This is a genomic window from Rhodopseudomonas sp. P1, assembly GCF_039642825.1.
GTDB lineage: Bacteria > Pseudomonadota > Alphaproteobacteria > Rhizobiales > Xanthobacteraceae > Rhodopseudomonas > Rhodopseudomonas palustris_H.
Map to the genome: position 1 here is coordinate 4,901,632 of NZ_CP088006.1, position 15,594 is coordinate 4,917,225.

Sequence of the window (15,594 nt, forward strand, 5' to 3'; positions counted from 1 at the left end):
TCGGCACCGCCGCCGTGACTGGCAACCGTTGATTCAGCCGCAGATCCTCGTTCCGGGAGCCGATCCGGCTCCCGGTGGTCTGCGACGGATAGTTAGGTCGTGACGTTGGTCGCGATCAGGCGACGGTCAGCTTGTGCTTGGACTCGTACACCGAGCCGTCATCGTCCTTCCACAGGAAGGCAAACTCGCCGCTCTCCGACGCCTTGTAGAAGAACGACTGATATGGGTTGGCGGAGATCGCCGGATTCCAATCGGCCTCGAACACGGTCTTGCCGTTGAACTGGGCCGTGAAGGTGTTGATGATCTTGCGCGGCACGATCTTGCCGGACGCGTCCTTGCGCTGGCCGGATTCCATTTCGTGGGAGATCAGCGTCTTGATTTCGATCAGTTCGCCCGGCTTGGCCTGGGTCGGAACGCGGACGCGCGGAGTCGGTTTGACGGACATTGAAATTTCCTCGCCTATTTGTTGCCGTTGCCGGATTAGCCGCCGCAGCCGCCGATGGTGACCTTCACGCTCGACTTGGTCGAGTACAGCTTGCCGTCCGACATCTCCGCGATGCAGATGATGTTCTGGGTCTGCGCCAGCCGCATCCGGGTCGAGGCCGAAGCCTTGCCGCACGCCGGAGTGAACTTGTAGCTGACGATGCCGGGCAGCGGATTGCCATCGGCGAACACGTGGACGGCCTTGACGTAGTCCGCATCGGTCATCGGGCTTTCGACATCGACGGTGATCGGCACCACTAGGCCGTTCTCGGCGATCTCCGGCACATCGAGCTTGATCTTGCCGCTGTCGAACTTCTTGTCGCCGTACAGCTTCTTGATCTCGGCATCGACCATCGCCGCATCGGCGAAGGACATCCGCGGCGCCAGGAGCGCGGCAAGGCCGGCGATGCCCGCCAACGCCAACGCCTCGCGACGGCTCGTCTCGGTCTTCATGAACACCATTGGGCATCCTCCATCAGGGAGTCTTTCGCGTCCCTTGCCATACTAACGCTTGACGTTTGCAAGCGCGATCGGTCATGATCCGCAAACATCATTATATTGTTTTTCTTGAATGTAAAGATGCCAGGCAGCGCGCCGAGGTATCGTCGGCCGCAACTCACAAGACGGTCGCCGAGGAGGGAGGACACATGAGACCCATCACCGCTCTATCGGCGGTGATCGCTGTTGTGCTTTGCACAATGCCGATCGTCGCAAAGGCGCAGGACGCCAGCGAGAAGGAAATCGAGCGCTATCGCGAGATGATTTCCGACCCGATGTCCAATCCCGGATTCCTTGCGGTCGATCGTGGCGAACAATTGTGGGCGGAGAAGCGCGGCACCAAGAATGTCTCGCTCGAAAGCTGCGATCTCGGTCTCGGCGCCGGCAAGCTCGAAGGCGCGTTCGCGCAGCTGCCGCGCTACTTCAAAGATGCCGACCGGGTGATGGACCTGGAGCAGCGCCTGCTGTGGTGCATGCAGAACATCCAGGGGCTCGACACCAAGGACGTGGTCGCGCGCCGCTTCTCGGGTCCGGGCAAACCTTCCGACATGGAAGACCTGGTGGCGTTCATCGCCAACAAATCCAGCGGCATGAAGATCGAGCCGCAGCTCAGCCATCCTAAAGAGCAGGAAATGGCTGCTGTCGGTGAAGAGTTGTTCCACCGCCGCGGCGGCGTGATGGATTTCTCGTGCTCGACCTGCCACGGCGCCGAAGGCAAGCGCATCCGTCTCCAGGCCCTGCCCTACCTCGCCGGCCCCGGCAAGGACGCGCAAGTCACGATGGCGAGCTGGCCGACCTACCGCGTGTCGCAGAGCGCGCTACGCACATTCCAGCACCGGCTGTGGGACTGTTATCGCCAGCAGCGCTGGCCGGCGCCGGAGTACGGCTCCGACGGCATCACCGCGCTGACGCTGTATCTCAACAAGATCGCGGCGGGCGGCGAACTCGCCGTGCCGTCGATCAAGCGCTGAGGGAGCGACGCCATGACGAAGTTGCACGTTTCGATGCTGGCGCTCGCCCTCGGTGGCGCGCTGAGCTGTGCCGCCCCGATCGCGAGCCTCGCCGCCGACCAGCCGGTCAGCAAGCCGGCCGGTGCGATGAGCAAGGCTGCCGACAAGACAGCCGAGGCGACGAAGCCCGGCCCCTCGCCGGCTCCCGCCAAGACCGCGACCGTCGCCTCAAAGGTCTCGCCCGAAACCGTCGACGGTTACATCAAGGCGACGTTCGGCAAGGCGCCGGAAGACTGGCAGCAGCGCATCGTCCCCGACGAGACGATGCAGGCCTGCAACAAGTATCGCAACGACGTGCCGCACGAGGTCGGCGATGCGATCATGAAGCGCGAGATCACCAAGGTGGTTTATCCGGGCGATGGCAAATTCCTCGGCAATTGGAAGGAAGGCGCCAAGATCGCCAATAACGGCCAAGGCGGCCAGTTCTCCGACAAGCCGGAAACGGTCCATGGCGGCAATTGCTACGCCTGCCATCAGATGGCGAAGTCGGAAGTATCGTTCGGCACGCTCGGCCCGAGCCTCACCCACTACGGCAAGGACCGCAACTACACCGAAGCCGAGATCAAGCAGGCCTACACCAAGATCTACAATTCGCAGGCAGTGGTGCCGTGCTCGAACATGCCGCGGTTCGGCACCAACGGCTTCCTCACCGAACAGCAGATCAAGGACGTGATGGCGTTCCTGTTCGATCCGGAATCGCCGGTGAACAAGGAATAGCACCACCAAAACGTGCGCCATTGCGAGCGAAGCGAAGCAATCCAGCTCTTTATCGACACGGATTGCTTCGTCGCGGAGCCTGTGAACGGAAGACGCGAAGCGTCGATCTGGGTGCTTCTCGCCATGACGACGGACCAGACACATTTCTCATCGAAGATGGAGCAGTCTGATGCTCAGTAAGATCGGATTAGTCGTGGTCGGCCTCACGCTGTTGGCCGCACCAGCGCGCGCCGACGACGCGCTGGTGACCAGTAAGTCGCTCAGCCCGGAACTGGCACTCGACGCCGCCAAGGTGGCGCTCGGCGAATGCCGCAAGCAGGGCTTTCAGGTCGCAGTGACCGTCGTCGATCGCAGCGGCCTGCCGCAGGTGATGCTGCGCGACCGCTTCGCCGGGGCACACACACCGAGCACCGCGACCGGCAAGGCCTGGACCGCGGTGTCATTCAAGACCGGCACTGGCGAGCTCGCCAACATGACCAAGCCGGGCATGCCGCAATCAGGTTTGCGCGACCTGCCCGGCGTCGTGGTGCTCGGCGGCGGACTGATCGTCGAAGCCGCCGGCTCGCTGGTCGCCGGCATTGGCGTCTCCGGCGCTCCCGGCGGCGAAGCGGACGAAGCCTGCGCCAAAGCCGGCATCGAAGCGATCAAGGACAAACTGGATTTCTAAACGCCACATCGCGTCATTCCGGGGCGCGCCGTCAGGCGCGAACCCGGAATCCCGAGGTGAGTGTGCGAGGCAACTGCCGAGCCGTGCCCGCTGCAGATTCCGGGTTCGCTCGCTGAGCGCGAGCGCCCCGGAATGACGAGTTGCTACACTGGCCGTTTCAGCCAGTCGGTGAACGGCATCGACTGATAGCCGTTCTCGCGGACATATTTGAACATCGCCAGGAATTCCGGCGGCTCGAGCAGGCCGGGCATGCGGGCGACTTCGCGATCCTGCGGCTTCTTGGCGGCGAGGCCATCGGCGCTCTCGGGGAAGAATTGCAGCGACGGGGTGAAGCGGATGCCGTAAGCCTGCGCAAATGCCTTCTCGCTCAGTTTGCCGCCGCCAAAATCGGTGACTTCGCGGGCGCCGATGTGATTGAGATGCACGATCTCGAAATTATCGCGGATGTAGCTCTCGATCGCCGGATCGCGCATATGCACGTCGTGCAGCTTTTTGCAGTAAGGGCAGCCCTTGAGCCCCCATAGGATCGCGAAGCGCTTGCCCTTGGCGGTGGCGCCTTCGAGATCTTCCTTCAGATCGAGGAAGCTCTGCAGATACCAGTCGAGCTGATACAGCCCGTCGTCGCCGAGCACCGGCTCCGCCGCGCTTGCCGGCGCAGCACGCAGCGACAGCGCACCGAGCGCGCCAAATCCCAGCGTGGCAATGGCGCTGCGGCGCGAGACTCCAGTCTTTGTCATCACCTGTCCTCCCTGTTGCCGGGCGCCGTCAGCCGATCTCGCCGAAGGCAGGAAAGGTTTGCAGCAGCCATCCGGAAATCTTCGGCATCGCACCGGTGAGAAACAGCACGCCGGTCAGCACCAATGCACCGCCCATCACTTTCTCGACCGTCGCCATCTGTGCCCGTAGCCGCGCCATCAGCCGGATGAACGCGCCGGAGAACAGCGACGCCAGCAGGAACGGCAGCCCGATCCCGAGCGAGTACGCGCCGAGCAGCACCGCACCGTGCGCCGCCGAGCCGTCGACGCCGGCAACCAGCAGGATCGTCGCCAGCACCGGCCCGACGCACGGCGTCCAACCGAACGCGAAGGCGAGACCGACCACGTAAGCCCCAACGAAGCCGACGCCGCAGCTGACGTTGTGAAACCGGGCCTCACGATACAACAGGCCGATCCGGAACAGCCCGAGGAAATGCAGCCCGAGCACGATGATGATGACCCCAGCCACGATGCCGAGCGCTTCGAAATGGTCGGTCACCGCCTTGCCGATCGCCGAGGCGGACGCCCCGAGCGCGACGAACACGGTGGAGAAGCCAAGCACGAACGCCAGCGAAGCGCCGGCCACGCGCCCGTCGATCGCCTTGGACGGCTGATCGGCACCGCGGGTCAGCTGATCGAGGCTGACGCCGGCCAAAAAGCAAAGATAAGGCGGCACCAGCGGCAACACGCAGGGCGACAGGAACGACAACACCCCGGCCCCGAAGGCGCCGACCAGCGAGATATTCGAAACCACCGCGCTTCCGCCCCTAGTTTATACATGCGAATTCGTCTATATGTATCATAGAATGACCGGGAAGATGCTGAAATCGACTCTCATCGGCGCGATTCTGTTGGGTGCGGCGCAGCTATCAGCTGTGGCGGCGCACGCGGCCGAGTTGGTGATGTTCGAGCGCGACGGCTGCGTCTGGTGCGCGCGCTGGGACCGCGATGTCGGCCCGATCTATCCCAAGACCGATGAGGCCAAGCGGCTGCCGCTGCGCCGCATCAACATCGACCACGACAAAGATCCTGGCCTCGGACTTGCAAGTCCGGTGCGGTTTACGCCAACTTTCGTGGTGATCGACCAGGGCCGCGAGGTCGGACGTATCACCGGCTACATCAACGACGACGCGTTCTGGGGCCTGCTCGGCGCGCTTGCCACCAAGATCGTACCGCCGCGCAGTCACATCTGATCGTATCGCAACGCCAACGGAGACGTTAGCAGATCGCCATGCCCCCGATCCTCGAACCCGATATCGAGACCGAACTGCGCGACGGCGCGGAGTACTCGCCCGAGCTCGACATGCTGATGCGCCGGGCGCGCAAGGCGAGCAATTTCCTCAAGGCGGTGTCGCACGAGAACCGGCTGTTGCTGCTGTGCCTGCTCGCCGAGCGCGAACGCTCGGTCAGCGAGCTGGAGAACATCCTGTCGCTGCGGCAGTCGGCGGTCTCACAGCAACTTGCCCGGCTGCGCTACGACGGCATGGTCGACACCAGGCGGGATGGTAAGACCATTTACTACAGCCTCGCCAATGATGACGTCCGTCGCGTGATCTCGGTGATCTATGATATCTTCTGCTCGTCCGCGCGAGACGGCCAGAAGTAAGCCATCCCTCGCGACACGCTAACAATAAGCCGACGCAAGCGCGCATCGTACGCCTGCGCGCAAACGAGGGAACCCCATGCAGGATGCATCCGCCTGGATGCTCGCGCTCGCCGGCCTGTGCGTCGGCGTCACCGCTGGTTTTTTCGTGCGGTTGGCGCGGCTATGCTCGTTCGGGGCGGTCGAAGACGCGCTGATGGGCGGCGATACGCGACGCCTGCGCATCTTCGGTCTGGCGCTCGGCATCGCGCTGCTCGGCACTCAGGCGCTGGTGATCGCCGGCCAGCTCGATCCCGGCCAATCCAACTACACCGCCCCGGCGCTGCCGCTGATTTCGATCGCGATCGGCAGCGTGCTGTTCGGCATCGGCATGGCATTCGTCGGCACCTGCGGCTTCGGTTCGCTGGTGCGGCTCGGCGGCGGCGATCTGCGCAGCTTCGTGGTGATCCTGGTGCTCGGCGGCGCCGCCTATGCGACGCTGCGCGGGATGTTCTCCGGCTTCCGCATCACCGTGCTGGAGCGTTTCGCGATCACGATGCCGGAGGGCGTCAACACCGATCTGGCGGCGCTCACGCAGCATCTCTCTGGAATGGATCTGCGCGCGGTGATCGCCGCGCTGGGCGGCGGCGTGCTGTGCCTGATCGCGCTGGGCGACAAGCGGCTGCGGCGGACGCCGCGGCTGCTGGCTGCCGGCGTCGCGCTCGGCGTGCTGACGGTGGTCGGCTGGCTCGCGACCACCAAGCTCGCCGATCCGTTCGCCGGGCCGGTACATCCGCAAAGCCTGACCTTCGTCTCGACGGTCGGCAAAGCGGTGTATGCCGGGCTGCTCAACGTCGCCAACTTCGCCGACTTCGGTGTCGGCACCGTGTTCGGCGTGGTTGCAGGTGCGTTTCTAGCCGCGTGGCACACCGACGAGCTGCGCTGGGAAGCATTCGACGACGACCACGAGATGCGCCGTCACGTCGCCGGCGCGGCGCTGATGGGATTCGGCGGCATCCTGACCGGCGGCTGCACCATCGGCCAGGGCATCACCGCCGGCTCGGTGATGGCGCTGTCGTGGCCGATCGCCATCGCCGGCATGATGCTCGGCGCCCGCATCGGCATTGCGGTGCTGGTCGACGGCTCGCCGCGTGAGCTGATCCGCCGCCGGTTCGATGCCTGGCACGAATGGCTGCGGCGACGCCGGACACCGGCCGTTACGGCCGCAAATAAGCCCAGCCGTCGTCCTGCAGCTCCATCAGACGCACCGCACCCGACGGCACCGCACTCGCTTGCGGAATGAGGCTGACGGCGTGGCCCTCATGCTTCTCCATCCCGGTCTTGGTGTTCTCGCAGGCCGCGAATTTGATGGCTGAGGGAAACGCGCCGTCGGCGATCTGCTTGATCCGGTCCTTCACCGGCGATGAATCGGCGCGCAGCATGTGCAGGCCGGGCCCGAAGGTGACGACTTCGACCTGAACGTCCTCGTTCTTTGCCTTGTAGTACTCGATGATGTTGGCGGCGTTGTTCAGCGCCAGGTTCATCACCGCGGGATCGTTCTGATCGACCTGGATCGCGACCCGGTGCAACTTGGCATCGGCCGCAAAGCCAGGGGCCGCGGCGGCGATCAGCAGCGCCGCCGCAGCGGCAGCCTTGAACAACGACTTCATCGTACTCCTCCCGGAAGGTTTGTTTGACGCGCACGCTAACCGCACCTGCCGCCGAAGTCATCTGCGAGCGAGCGGTGCCGGGGCATCACGTTGCCGTCAGGTCAGATGAGAGAACTCGGGTTGGTCATTCCGGGGCGCGAGCGCAGCTGGCGAACCCGGGATTCCGGGTTCGCGCGCTTTTACGCCCGCCCCGGAATGACTGCCTTTAGCTCTCACCGCGTCGCCAGCGCCGCGACCGGAGCGAAGCGGCGGATGCCGAGCGCGGCGCCGCCGACGATGCCGGCGACCGCGATGAACGACGGCAGCGCCAGCGTCGACAGGCCGGTGAGCCCCTGCCCGACCGAGCAGCCATAGGCCATCGCACCGCCGGCGCCCATCAGCGCCGCCCCCAGCGTCGAGCGCAGCATGTGCGGCGCCGAGGTGAAGCCCTCCAGTGCGAACCGGCCGGTGAGCAGCGCAGTCGTGGCGCTGCCGGCGAACACGCCCACCGCAAGTGCAACGCCGAAGCTCAGCGTCAGGCCGGTCGAGAACATCGCGTATTGCAGCGTATCGGCGAGCGGCGCGACGAAGCTCAGCGAGGTCGCCGGGATCGGGTTGAACTCGTCGGCACCGAAGTAACCAGTGGCGAGCCAGCCCGCGACGACCAGCAGACCGATCACTGCACCCGCGGTGATCTGGCCGGTAGCGCGACGGAAGGAGCGATCGGAGAATGCAAACACCAGCAGCGCACCGGCGGCGATCAGCACCGCGGCAATCTGGGCGAAGGCCTCACCGACGCCGAGCGCGCCGATCAGCGACGGCACCGAGACGTGCGGCGGCGATACCTGAGTCCACTGCAGGAAAGCGAGCCGCGCCGGCGCGATCAGGCCCTTCAGGGTCATCTGTGCCGCGACTGCGATGATCCCGACCACCAGCAGCGAGCGGAGATTGCCCTTGCCAAGCAGCACCAGCGCGCGCGACGCGCAGCCGTTCGCCAGCACCATGCCGAGGCCAAACATCAGGCCGCCGAGGAAGATCAGCGGGGCGGAGAACGACGGCTGCAGATACAGCGACTTGCCGATGTCGACATAACCGAGGCCGGAAATCAGTTGCGTGCCGACGATCGCGACCGCCAGCGCCACCGCGTAGCTGCGCAGCTTGCGGCCGTCGTCCTTGGTCCAGTAATCGCGCAGGCCGCTCATCAGGCAGAAGCCGCTCAGCAGCCCCGCGACGCCAAACGCGGCGCCGATCGCAAAACCCAACACGATCACCAATTCGGGCATCTGCATCGACTGATCCTCCAGCCGGCGCACCAATTGGCGCGCCTTTCGAGGCTGGATGTACGCATCCCCCGGATACCGGTAAATACGGCCTGAAAATTAAGCAGGAAGTTGCCGGGGCCTTTCGGGGTGGAGAGAAACATGCTCTCCGGAAGGCGCGAAAGGCGAAATTATTCTCCGGGTTTAGATGCGGAACCTGCGGCCTGCTCGCCTACAGCGTCCCGACAGCAGGCGCCGGCACGATCCGCCAGCGCAGACCGCGACCGCCAAATTCGTCGCCGATCGTGTCGAGTAGCCCGCGCAAGTCAGCGTCGTCGGCGGTGACGACGATCTCGACCGACAGCGTGTGACCGCGGACCTGTTCGACCACGCTGTCGTAGTCGACATCGCGGCCATAACCTTCGACCTCCCGCGCCGTGAAACCTGCCCGCGCGGTCGGCTCGTGTGACAGCATCGCGGCGATCACATCCTCCTTCAGCGCCACCGGCACCAGCAGGGTCAGCACCATCGCACTCATGGCTGGGCCTCCGACGGTTTCGGCGGAATCCCGAAGCGGCGATACAGCACCGGCAGGATCACCAGCGTCAGCAGCGTCGAGGTGACGAGGCCGCCGATCACCACCACCGCCAGCGGCCGCTGCACGTCGGCGCCCGGGCCGGTGGCGTAGAGCAGCGGCACCAGGCCGAACGCGGTGATACTTGCGGTGAGCAGGATCGGCCGCAGCCGCCGCTGCGCACCGATCTCAACGATCTGATCCGGCGGCAGACCCTGGCTGCGCAGCATGTTGAAATACGAAACCAGCACCAGACCGTTCAGCACCGCGATGCCGAGCAGCGCGATAAAACCGACCGAGGCCGGCACCGACAAATATTCGCCGGTGATCAGCAGGCTGAACACGCCGCCGATCAGCGCGAACGGGATATTGATGAACACCAGCAGCGACTGCCGCAGCGACGAGAAGGTGACGAACAGCAACAGGAACACCAGAGCCAACGCAATCGGCACCACGACGCCGAGCCGAGCGGCGGCGCGCTGCTGGTTCTCGAACTGGCCGCCCCAGACGATGCTGTAGCCTTCCGGCAGCTTGACCTTGGCGGCGACCGCCGCCTTGGCCTCGTCGACGAAGCCGACCAGGTCGCGGCCCGAGACGTTGCTCATCACCAGCGCCAGCCGCTTGCCGTTCTCGCGGTCGATCTTCACCGGCCCGTCGATCCGCTCCAGCTTGGCCACGTTGGCGAGCGGCACCGACTTGCCGTCAGCGAGCACCAGATTGATGCCGGCGAGCCGCGCCGGCGACTCGCGCAGCGACTCGGTGCCGCGGATCAGCACCGGCGTACGGCGGCCTTCTTCGACCACGATGCCGGCCTGACGGCCTTCGATCTGGGTGCGCAGCGCCTCGGTGAGCGCATCGACGTCGAGCCCGAGCCGGCCGGCCTGCAGCCGGTCGATGCCGACATTGTAGTACTCGAAGCCTTCGTTGAGCGTAGTGCGGACGTCTTCGGCGCCCTTCAGCGTCTTCAGCGTCGCGGTGATCTGCTCGGCCAGCCTGTTGAGCGTCGGGATGTCGGTACCGAAAATCTTCGCCACCACGTCGCCGCGGGCGCCGATGATCATCTCCTGCACCCGCATCTCGATCGGCTGGGTGAACGAGAAACCGATCCCCGGGAAGCCGGCGAGCGCCTTGCGCAGCTCGCCCATCAGCCAGTCCTTGTCGTGCGGCCGGCGCCACTCCGCCTCGGGCTTGAGGATGATGTAGGTGTCGGTCTGGTTGAGACCCATCGGGTCGAGGCCGAGTTCGTCGGAGCCGACGCGAGCCACGATGCTCCTGACCTCCGGCACCGCGCCCATCACCGCCTGCTGGATCCTGAGATCGAGATTGACGCTCTCCTCCAGCCCGATCGACGGCAACTTCTCGACGCTGATGATCGGCGTGCCTTCTTCCATCGTCGGCATGAAGATCTTGCCGAGCTGCGCATAGGCGAACACGGTGGCGACCAGCGCCAGCGCCGACACGGCCAGTACCGCCTTCTCGTGATTCAGCGCGAACCGCAGCACCGGCGTGTAGCCGGCGCTGATCTTGCGCACCAGCCAGGTGTCGCCGTGACCAGCGGTCTTCAGTAGCAGCGACGCCAGCACCGGAATCACGGTCAGCGCCAGCAGCAGCGACGAGCCGAGCGCGAACACGATCGCCAGCGCCACCGGGATGAACAGCTTGCCTTCCAGCCCCTGCAGCGTCAGCAGCGGCAGGAACACGATGACGATGATGCCGATGCCCGAGGTGACCGGCACCACGACTTCGCGCAGCGCCTGATAGATCCGGTGCAGCAGCGGCACCTGCGCGGCGTGCCGATCATGCGCCAGATGCGACACGACGTTCTCGACCACCACCACCGCGGCGTCGATCAGCATGCCGATCGCAACCGCGAGGCCGCCGAGGCTCATCAGGTTCGCCGACATTCCGGCGAAGCGCATCAGCACGAAGGTGGCGAGTGCCGACAGCGGCAGCGTCAGCGCCACCACCAGCGCGGCGCGCCAGTCGCCGAGGAACAGGATGAGCAGCACGATCACCAGCACCACGGCTTCGAGCAGCGACTTCGACACCGTGCCGACGGCCCGGCCGACCAGATCGCCGCGATCGTAGAACACGTTCAGCGTCACGCCCTTCGGCAGCGTCGGCTCCAGCTCCTTGAACTTGGCGCGAACGCCTTCGACCACGTCGCGCGCATTGGCGCCGCGCAGGCCGAGCACCAGGCCCTGCACCGCTTCGCCCTGGCCGTCGCGCGTCACCGCACCGTAGCGGGTGATGCTGCCGATCCGCACTTCGGCGACGTCGCGCACCCGCACCATGCCGCCGTCACGCGACGCCAGCACGATGTCGCGCAAATCATCGAGCGTGCGGACCTGACCGTCGACCCGGACCAGCAGCACCTCCTCGCCGGCCGACAGCCGGCCCGCGCCGCCGTTGCGGTTATTCTTCTCGATCGCCTTCTCCAGCATATCGATGGTGATGCCGTGCGAGGCCATCGCCAGATTGTCCGGCACGATTTCGAAGCTGCGGACGAAGCCGCCGAGCGAATTGACGTCGGCGACGCCGGGCAGCGTGCGTAGCGCCGGACGGATGGTCCAGTCGAGCAGCGTCCGCCGCTCGGCCATCGTCAGGTCGCCGCCCTCGATGGTGAACATGAACATCTCGCCGAGCGGCGTGGTGATCGGCGCCAGACCGCCGGTGAGGCCGTCGGGCATGTCCTTCATCGCGGACGCGAGCCGTTCGGCGACCTGATTGCGCGCCCAATAGATGTCGACGCCGTCGGCGAAATCGATGGTGACGTCGGCGAGGCCGTATTTGGTGGTCGAGCGCAGGATGGTCTTGTTGGGGATGCCGAGCATCTCGAGCTCGAGCGGCATCGTCACCCGGGTCTCGACTTCCTCGGGCGTCATCCCCGGGGCCTTCATGATGATCTTGACCTGGACCGGCGAGACGTCCGGGAAAGCATCGATCGGCAGATGCCGGAACGCCAGCACGCCGGCACCGATCAGCAGCAGCGTAGCCAGCACCACCAGCAGGCGATGCGACAGCGAGAACTCGACGAGACGGGTCAGCATTTACTCGACCCCGCCGAGTCCCTGCCAGGCGCCCTTCAGCGCGGCGATGCCGCGCACCGCGATCCGCTCGTCGCCGCGGAAGCTGCCGCTGACCACCGCAAACTGCGGCAGCTCCTCGCGGATTTTCACCGGCGTGGCGACGAAGCCGCTGTCAGTTTGCACGAACACGAAGGCGTCCTTGCCCCGCCGCACCATCGCGCCGCTGTGCACGCGCCATTCGGCCGAACCGCTGGTGATCGGGGCGATCTGCGCTTCGACCACCTGGCCGGGCCGCAGGTCGGTATCGGGCTCGTCGAACTGGGCGCGAACGATCACCGTCTGCGAGGTCGGCTCGACGCTGGAGCCGATCGACACTACCTTGCCGATGCAATCATGGCCGCGCAGCGTGACGCGGGCGCCAACCGCGAAATCCTCCGCCCGCAACGCCGGCACCTGAATTTCGGCCCACAGCGGCGCGAGCTGCACCAGCTTGAACACCAAAGCCAGCGCCTCGACGGTTTGGCCGGGCGTGGTCGGGCTTTCCAGCACCACGCCATCGATCGGCGCGATCAGCGTCAGCCTGGGGTCGAGCTTCTGGCTCGCCGCCAGCTTGTCGACCGCCGCTTCGGTCATGCCGTAATGCAGCAGCGCCTGGCGGCGCTCGGCAGCGGTCGCGCGGGCCTGTTCGTATTCGCTCTGGGTGACGATGACCTGCTTCTTGGTCACGGCCCCATAAGGTGCAAGCTGCTCCTCGCGGTCTAGATTGGTCTTGAGCAGCCGCTCTTTATTGTAGGCGACCAGATATTCGGCCTGGGCATTGGCGAGCGCCGGGCTCTGGATTTCGGCCAGCAGATCGCCGGCCTTCACGACTGAATCGGTGCGCACCAGCAGCCGCTCGATCCGGCCGCCGAGCGGCGCGTTCATCAGCCGGCTGCGATCCGGCGGCACCGCGATCTTGCCCGGGAAGCTGAGGCCGGCCGCGGCAGGCTGCTTCTCCAGCGGCGAGGTCTCGATCCCGACCCGCTCGGCCTGCTGCTTGGAAATCGACAGCTCGTCGCCGGCATGCGCAGTCGCGCAAGCCAGCACAGCGGCCATCAGCAAAGTCGGAATCGTCGAAAGGCGGAGCATGGGTCTGTCACTGGCACCTGTGCCGGCCTGGGATGCCGGACGCGCCGGCTCCCCGCAGCCGCCGCAACAAGCTGCTTTCCTATGCTACCGCGCCTGACAGGTTGCTGACAGGCCCATCCGCCGCCAGCGTCAACGGTCGGTATGCGCCGGCAGAAGCTAACTGCCAGTGATTCTCAGCAAGCTCCAGACTGCCCCACGACGTCATCGCGAGCGCAGCGAAGCGATCCAGGAGGCAGCCCACGGCGTTCCTGGATTGCTTCGTCGGCTTCGCCTCCTCGCAATGACGAATGACTGGTCGCCGGACCTTCAGGCCGCGCGCTGGGCCAGCATGTCGGCTCGAACCCGGGCGAGATAGTCGCGGATCCGGTGCGCCAGCATTTCCGACTGCGACGACAAATCGGTCGAGGCCGTCATGGTCGAGGCGGCGTATTGCTCGGTGTCGCGGGCACTCTCGGTGACGGTCTGGATGCTGCCGGTGATCTCGCTGACCACGTCGTAGGCCAGCTCGATGTTCTTGGCGATATCGGCCGTGGCGGCCGATTGCGCTTCGGCGGCGCCGGCGACAGCGGCTGTAATGTCATCGACTTCGCTCATCACCGAGCCGATCTCGCCGATCGAGCGGCTGACGAGGTCGGCGGCGCTGTGGACGTGCTCGACCTGGGCCTCGATCTCGCCGGTGAACTTCGCGGTCTGCTCAGCCAGCGCCTTCACTTCGGCGGCCACCACCGCGAAGCCGCGACCGGCCTCGCCGGCGCGCGCCGCTTCGATGGTGGCATTCAGCGCCAGCAGGTTGGTCTGGCCGGCGATCACTTCAATCGACTTCACCACTTCGGAGATCCGTTCGGCGACGCTGCGCAGGCTGGCGACGTTGGCCGACGCTTCCGACACCCGGCTCACCGCGCGGCCGACCACTTCGGCGGAGCGGCCGATCTCGGCGCCGACCTCGCGGGCGCTCGCCGACAGTTCGGTAGTGGCGGCGGCGACGCTGCGCATGTTGCTGCTGGCGTGCTCGGCCGACGCCGCGACCGTGGTCAGGCGCTCGCGGGTGAGCGAGGCGCCGCTGGTCAGGCTGCCGGCGGTGTCACGCATGCCGCGGGAATCTTCGTCGAGCGAGGACACCACGCCGGAGACCGCGTTTTCGAGCTGCTCCGCCTGTTGGGCGAACGTGTTGATCCGCTGCTCGATACTGTCGGTGGCGGCGTTGATGGTCTTGGCGCCGCGCAGCAGCGCGCCGTGCAAACCGCCGGGCAGGATGCGGCGGAAGTAACGGCGGTGCTGCACCGCATCCATCGCCGCGGTCGCCTCGCGCACAAAGGCGTCGCAGCCGTCGATCACGTCGTTGACGGCGCGCAGCATATCGCCGGTGCGGCCATTGTCGGGAATCCGCAGGATGCGGGCTTCGAAGTCGCCGGCGGCAATTCGCAGGCAGACCTCGCGGGCCTGACTGATCAGGCGCGTGGTCTGCACCATGCGATACAGCGCCAGACAGCTCGCCAAAATCGCAAAGCCCTGGATCGTCATCGCCGCCGCACGATAGTCCAGCGCCTCCAGCGCCAGCGCGATCAACGATGCGACGATGATGACGGCGAGGTTAAGCTGCGCTTTGGAGAGCGAACATAAGTTCGTCATAGCTGACTTTCTTGGAGGCGACGAAATCGGTCAGCGCCTTGAGGCCGGCCTCGACCGCCTGCTTGCCGTTGGCGTGACCCTGCTCGACCCGCAGCACCTCGGCGTAGAGCGGCGCGATCGCGTTGGCGACCACGCTCGGATCCGGCGTGCGACGATTGGAGTGATAGGCGACGATGTTGCCGTGCTGGTCGAACGACGGGGTGATATGCGCGAACACCCAATAATGGTCACCGCTGCGCGCCATGTTCTTGACGTAGCCGAAGATCTCGCGGCCGGCCGCGATGGTGTCCCACACCAGACGGAACACAGCGCGCGGCATGTCGGGATGACGGATGATGCTATGCGGCTGGCCAAGCAGTTCCGCCTCGCTGTAGCCGGCGATGTGGCAGAACGTGCTGTTGGCGTAAGTGATGCGGCCCTTCAGATCGGTTTTGGAGACGATCAGCTCACCCGCCGGAAAGAACACTTCCTTGCCGGTCGGGCGGATTTCGACAGCCATCGCCTTTCTCCTCGGAGGGCACGCCTCTGTTTTAGGTAAGTTCAGGGGTTTGAATTTGTCTTAAAGCCTACGCCTCACGTCACGCCGATGGGCCAAACACGTATTCGTACGAAGC

At 65.6% G+C, this 15,594-nt stretch carries 17 protein-coding genes; 6 read left to right on the forward strand and 11 right to left on the reverse strand.

Annotated features, from left to right (window positions below; genetic code table 11):
• Nucleotides 1-115 precede the first annotated feature (115 nt).
• Together soxZ and soxY are read right to left on the reverse strand one after the other, a co-directional pair.
• Nucleotides 116-445, reverse strand: coding sequence for a thiosulfate oxidation carrier complex protein SoxZ (gene soxZ, locus LRC39_RS22660; protein ID WP_346295710.1), 330 nt, complete (start codon nucleotides 443-445; stop codon nucleotides 116-118).
• Nucleotides 446-480: 35 nt separating this feature from the next.
• A complete protein-coding gene (gene soxY / locus LRC39_RS22665) occupies nucleotides 481-945 on the reverse strand; it encodes a thiosulfate oxidation carrier protein SoxY (RefSeq protein ID WP_107356982.1) in 465 nt (154 codons plus the stop codon).
• Nucleotides 946-1,130: 185 nt separating this feature from the next.
• Between soxY and soxA the strand changes: the two genes are divergently transcribed.
• The 3 genes from soxA (at nucleotide 1,131) to LRC39_RS22680 (ending at nucleotide 3,375) form a co-directional block, all read left to right on the forward strand.
• Nucleotides 1,131-1,952, forward strand: coding sequence for a sulfur oxidation c-type cytochrome SoxA (soxA, locus tag LRC39_RS22670; RefSeq protein WP_107356983.1), 822 nt, complete (start codon nucleotides 1,131-1,133; stop codon nucleotides 1,950-1,952).
• A gap of 12 nt (nucleotides 1,953-1,964) precedes the next feature.
• Nucleotides 1,965-2,708, forward strand: a complete 744-nt coding sequence (gene soxX / locus LRC39_RS22675; RefSeq protein WP_346295711.1) for a sulfur oxidation c-type cytochrome SoxX — start codon at nucleotides 1,965-1,967, stop codon at nucleotides 2,706-2,708.
• 169 nt (nucleotides 2,709-2,877) lie between these two features.
• Nucleotides 2,878-3,375, forward strand: a complete 498-nt coding sequence (locus LRC39_RS22680; RefSeq protein WP_346295712.1) for a GlcG/HbpS family heme-binding protein — start codon at nucleotides 2,878-2,880, stop codon at nucleotides 3,373-3,375.
• 143 nt (nucleotides 3,376-3,518) lie between these two features.
• On the opposite strand, the gene LRC39_RS22685 is transcribed toward LRC39_RS22680, so the two are convergent.
• Both LRC39_RS22685 and LRC39_RS22690 read right to left on the reverse strand, forming a co-directional pair.
• Nucleotides 3,519-4,112, reverse strand: coding sequence for a SoxW family protein (locus LRC39_RS22685; RefSeq protein ID WP_346295713.1), 594 nt, complete (start codon nucleotides 4,110-4,112; stop codon nucleotides 3,519-3,521).
• A gap of 28 nt (nucleotides 4,113-4,140) precedes the next feature.
• Nucleotides 4,141-4,884: a cytochrome c biogenesis CcdA family protein gene (locus LRC39_RS22690; protein ID WP_346295714.1), complete on the reverse strand. Its 744-nt coding sequence runs from the start codon at nucleotides 4,882-4,884 to the stop codon at nucleotides 4,141-4,143.
• A gap of 40 nt (nucleotides 4,885-4,924) precedes the next feature.
• Here LRC39_RS22690 and LRC39_RS22695 point away from each other — a divergent pair, with 40 nt between their 5' ends.
• The 3 genes from LRC39_RS22695 (at nucleotide 4,925) to LRC39_RS22705 (ending at nucleotide 7,015) form a co-directional block, all read left to right on the forward strand.
• Nucleotides 4,925-5,323 (forward strand): thioredoxin fold domain-containing protein, encoded by a 399-nt coding sequence (locus LRC39_RS22695; RefSeq protein WP_346295715.1) that lies wholly within the window; start codon nucleotides 4,925-4,927, stop codon nucleotides 5,321-5,323.
• A 38-nt stretch (nucleotides 5,324-5,361) separates the two neighbouring features.
• Nucleotides 5,362-5,736: an ArsR/SmtB family transcription factor gene (locus LRC39_RS22700; protein WP_011160008.1), complete on the forward strand. Its 375-nt coding sequence runs from the start codon at nucleotides 5,362-5,364 to the stop codon at nucleotides 5,734-5,736.
• A 76-nt stretch (nucleotides 5,737-5,812) separates the two neighbouring features.
• Complete coding sequence (locus LRC39_RS22705) at nucleotides 5,813-7,015, forward strand: YeeE/YedE family protein (RefSeq protein WP_346295716.1); 1,203 nt, start codon at nucleotides 5,813-5,815, stop codon at nucleotides 7,013-7,015.
• Here LRC39_RS22705 and LRC39_RS22710 read toward each other — a convergent pair.
• From LRC39_RS22710 to LRC39_RS22740, 7 genes are all read right to left on the reverse strand, one after another.
• Nucleotides 6,930-7,382, reverse strand: coding sequence for a hypothetical protein (locus LRC39_RS22710; RefSeq protein ID WP_346295717.1), 453 nt, complete (start codon nucleotides 7,380-7,382; stop codon nucleotides 6,930-6,932). The two genes, LRC39_RS22705 and LRC39_RS22710, sit on opposite strands and share 86 nt — an antisense overlap.
• Nucleotides 7,383-7,594: 212 nt before the next feature.
• Entirely contained in the window at nucleotides 7,595-8,650 is a 1,056-nt protein-coding gene (locus LRC39_RS22715) for a YeeE/YedE family protein (protein WP_413776306.1), read from the reverse strand.
• Nucleotides 8,651-8,852: 202 nt separating this feature from the next.
• The gene (locus tag LRC39_RS22720; RefSeq protein ID WP_346295718.1) at nucleotides 8,853-9,158 is read right to left on the reverse strand and encodes a DUF3240 family protein; all 306 of its coding nucleotides are present in this window, start codon (nucleotides 9,156-9,158) and stop codon (nucleotides 8,853-8,855) included.
• Nucleotides 9,155-12,244 carry an efflux RND transporter permease subunit gene (locus LRC39_RS22725; RefSeq protein ID WP_346295719.1) on the reverse strand — a complete coding sequence of 1,030 codons (3,090 nt, stop codon included), beginning with the start codon at nucleotides 12,242-12,244 and terminating at the stop codon, nucleotides 9,155-9,157. The genes LRC39_RS22720 and LRC39_RS22725 overlap by 4 nt, the downstream gene beginning before the upstream one ends.
• Complete coding sequence (locus LRC39_RS22730) at nucleotides 12,245-13,351, reverse strand: efflux RND transporter periplasmic adaptor subunit (protein ID WP_107346049.1); 1,107 nt, start codon at nucleotides 13,349-13,351, stop codon at nucleotides 12,245-12,247.
• Nucleotides 13,352-13,657: 306 nt separating this feature from the next.
• Complete coding sequence (locus LRC39_RS22735) at nucleotides 13,658-14,980, reverse strand: methyl-accepting chemotaxis protein (protein ID WP_346295720.1); 1,323 nt, start codon at nucleotides 14,978-14,980, stop codon at nucleotides 13,658-13,660.
• Nucleotides 14,943-15,479 (reverse strand): PAS domain-containing protein, encoded by a 537-nt coding sequence (locus LRC39_RS22740; protein ID WP_107346051.1) that lies wholly within the window; start codon nucleotides 15,477-15,479, stop codon nucleotides 14,943-14,945. Before LRC39_RS22740 ends, LRC39_RS22735 begins: the two co-directional genes overlap by 38 nt.
• Nucleotides 15,480-15,594: the final 115 nt, after the last annotated feature.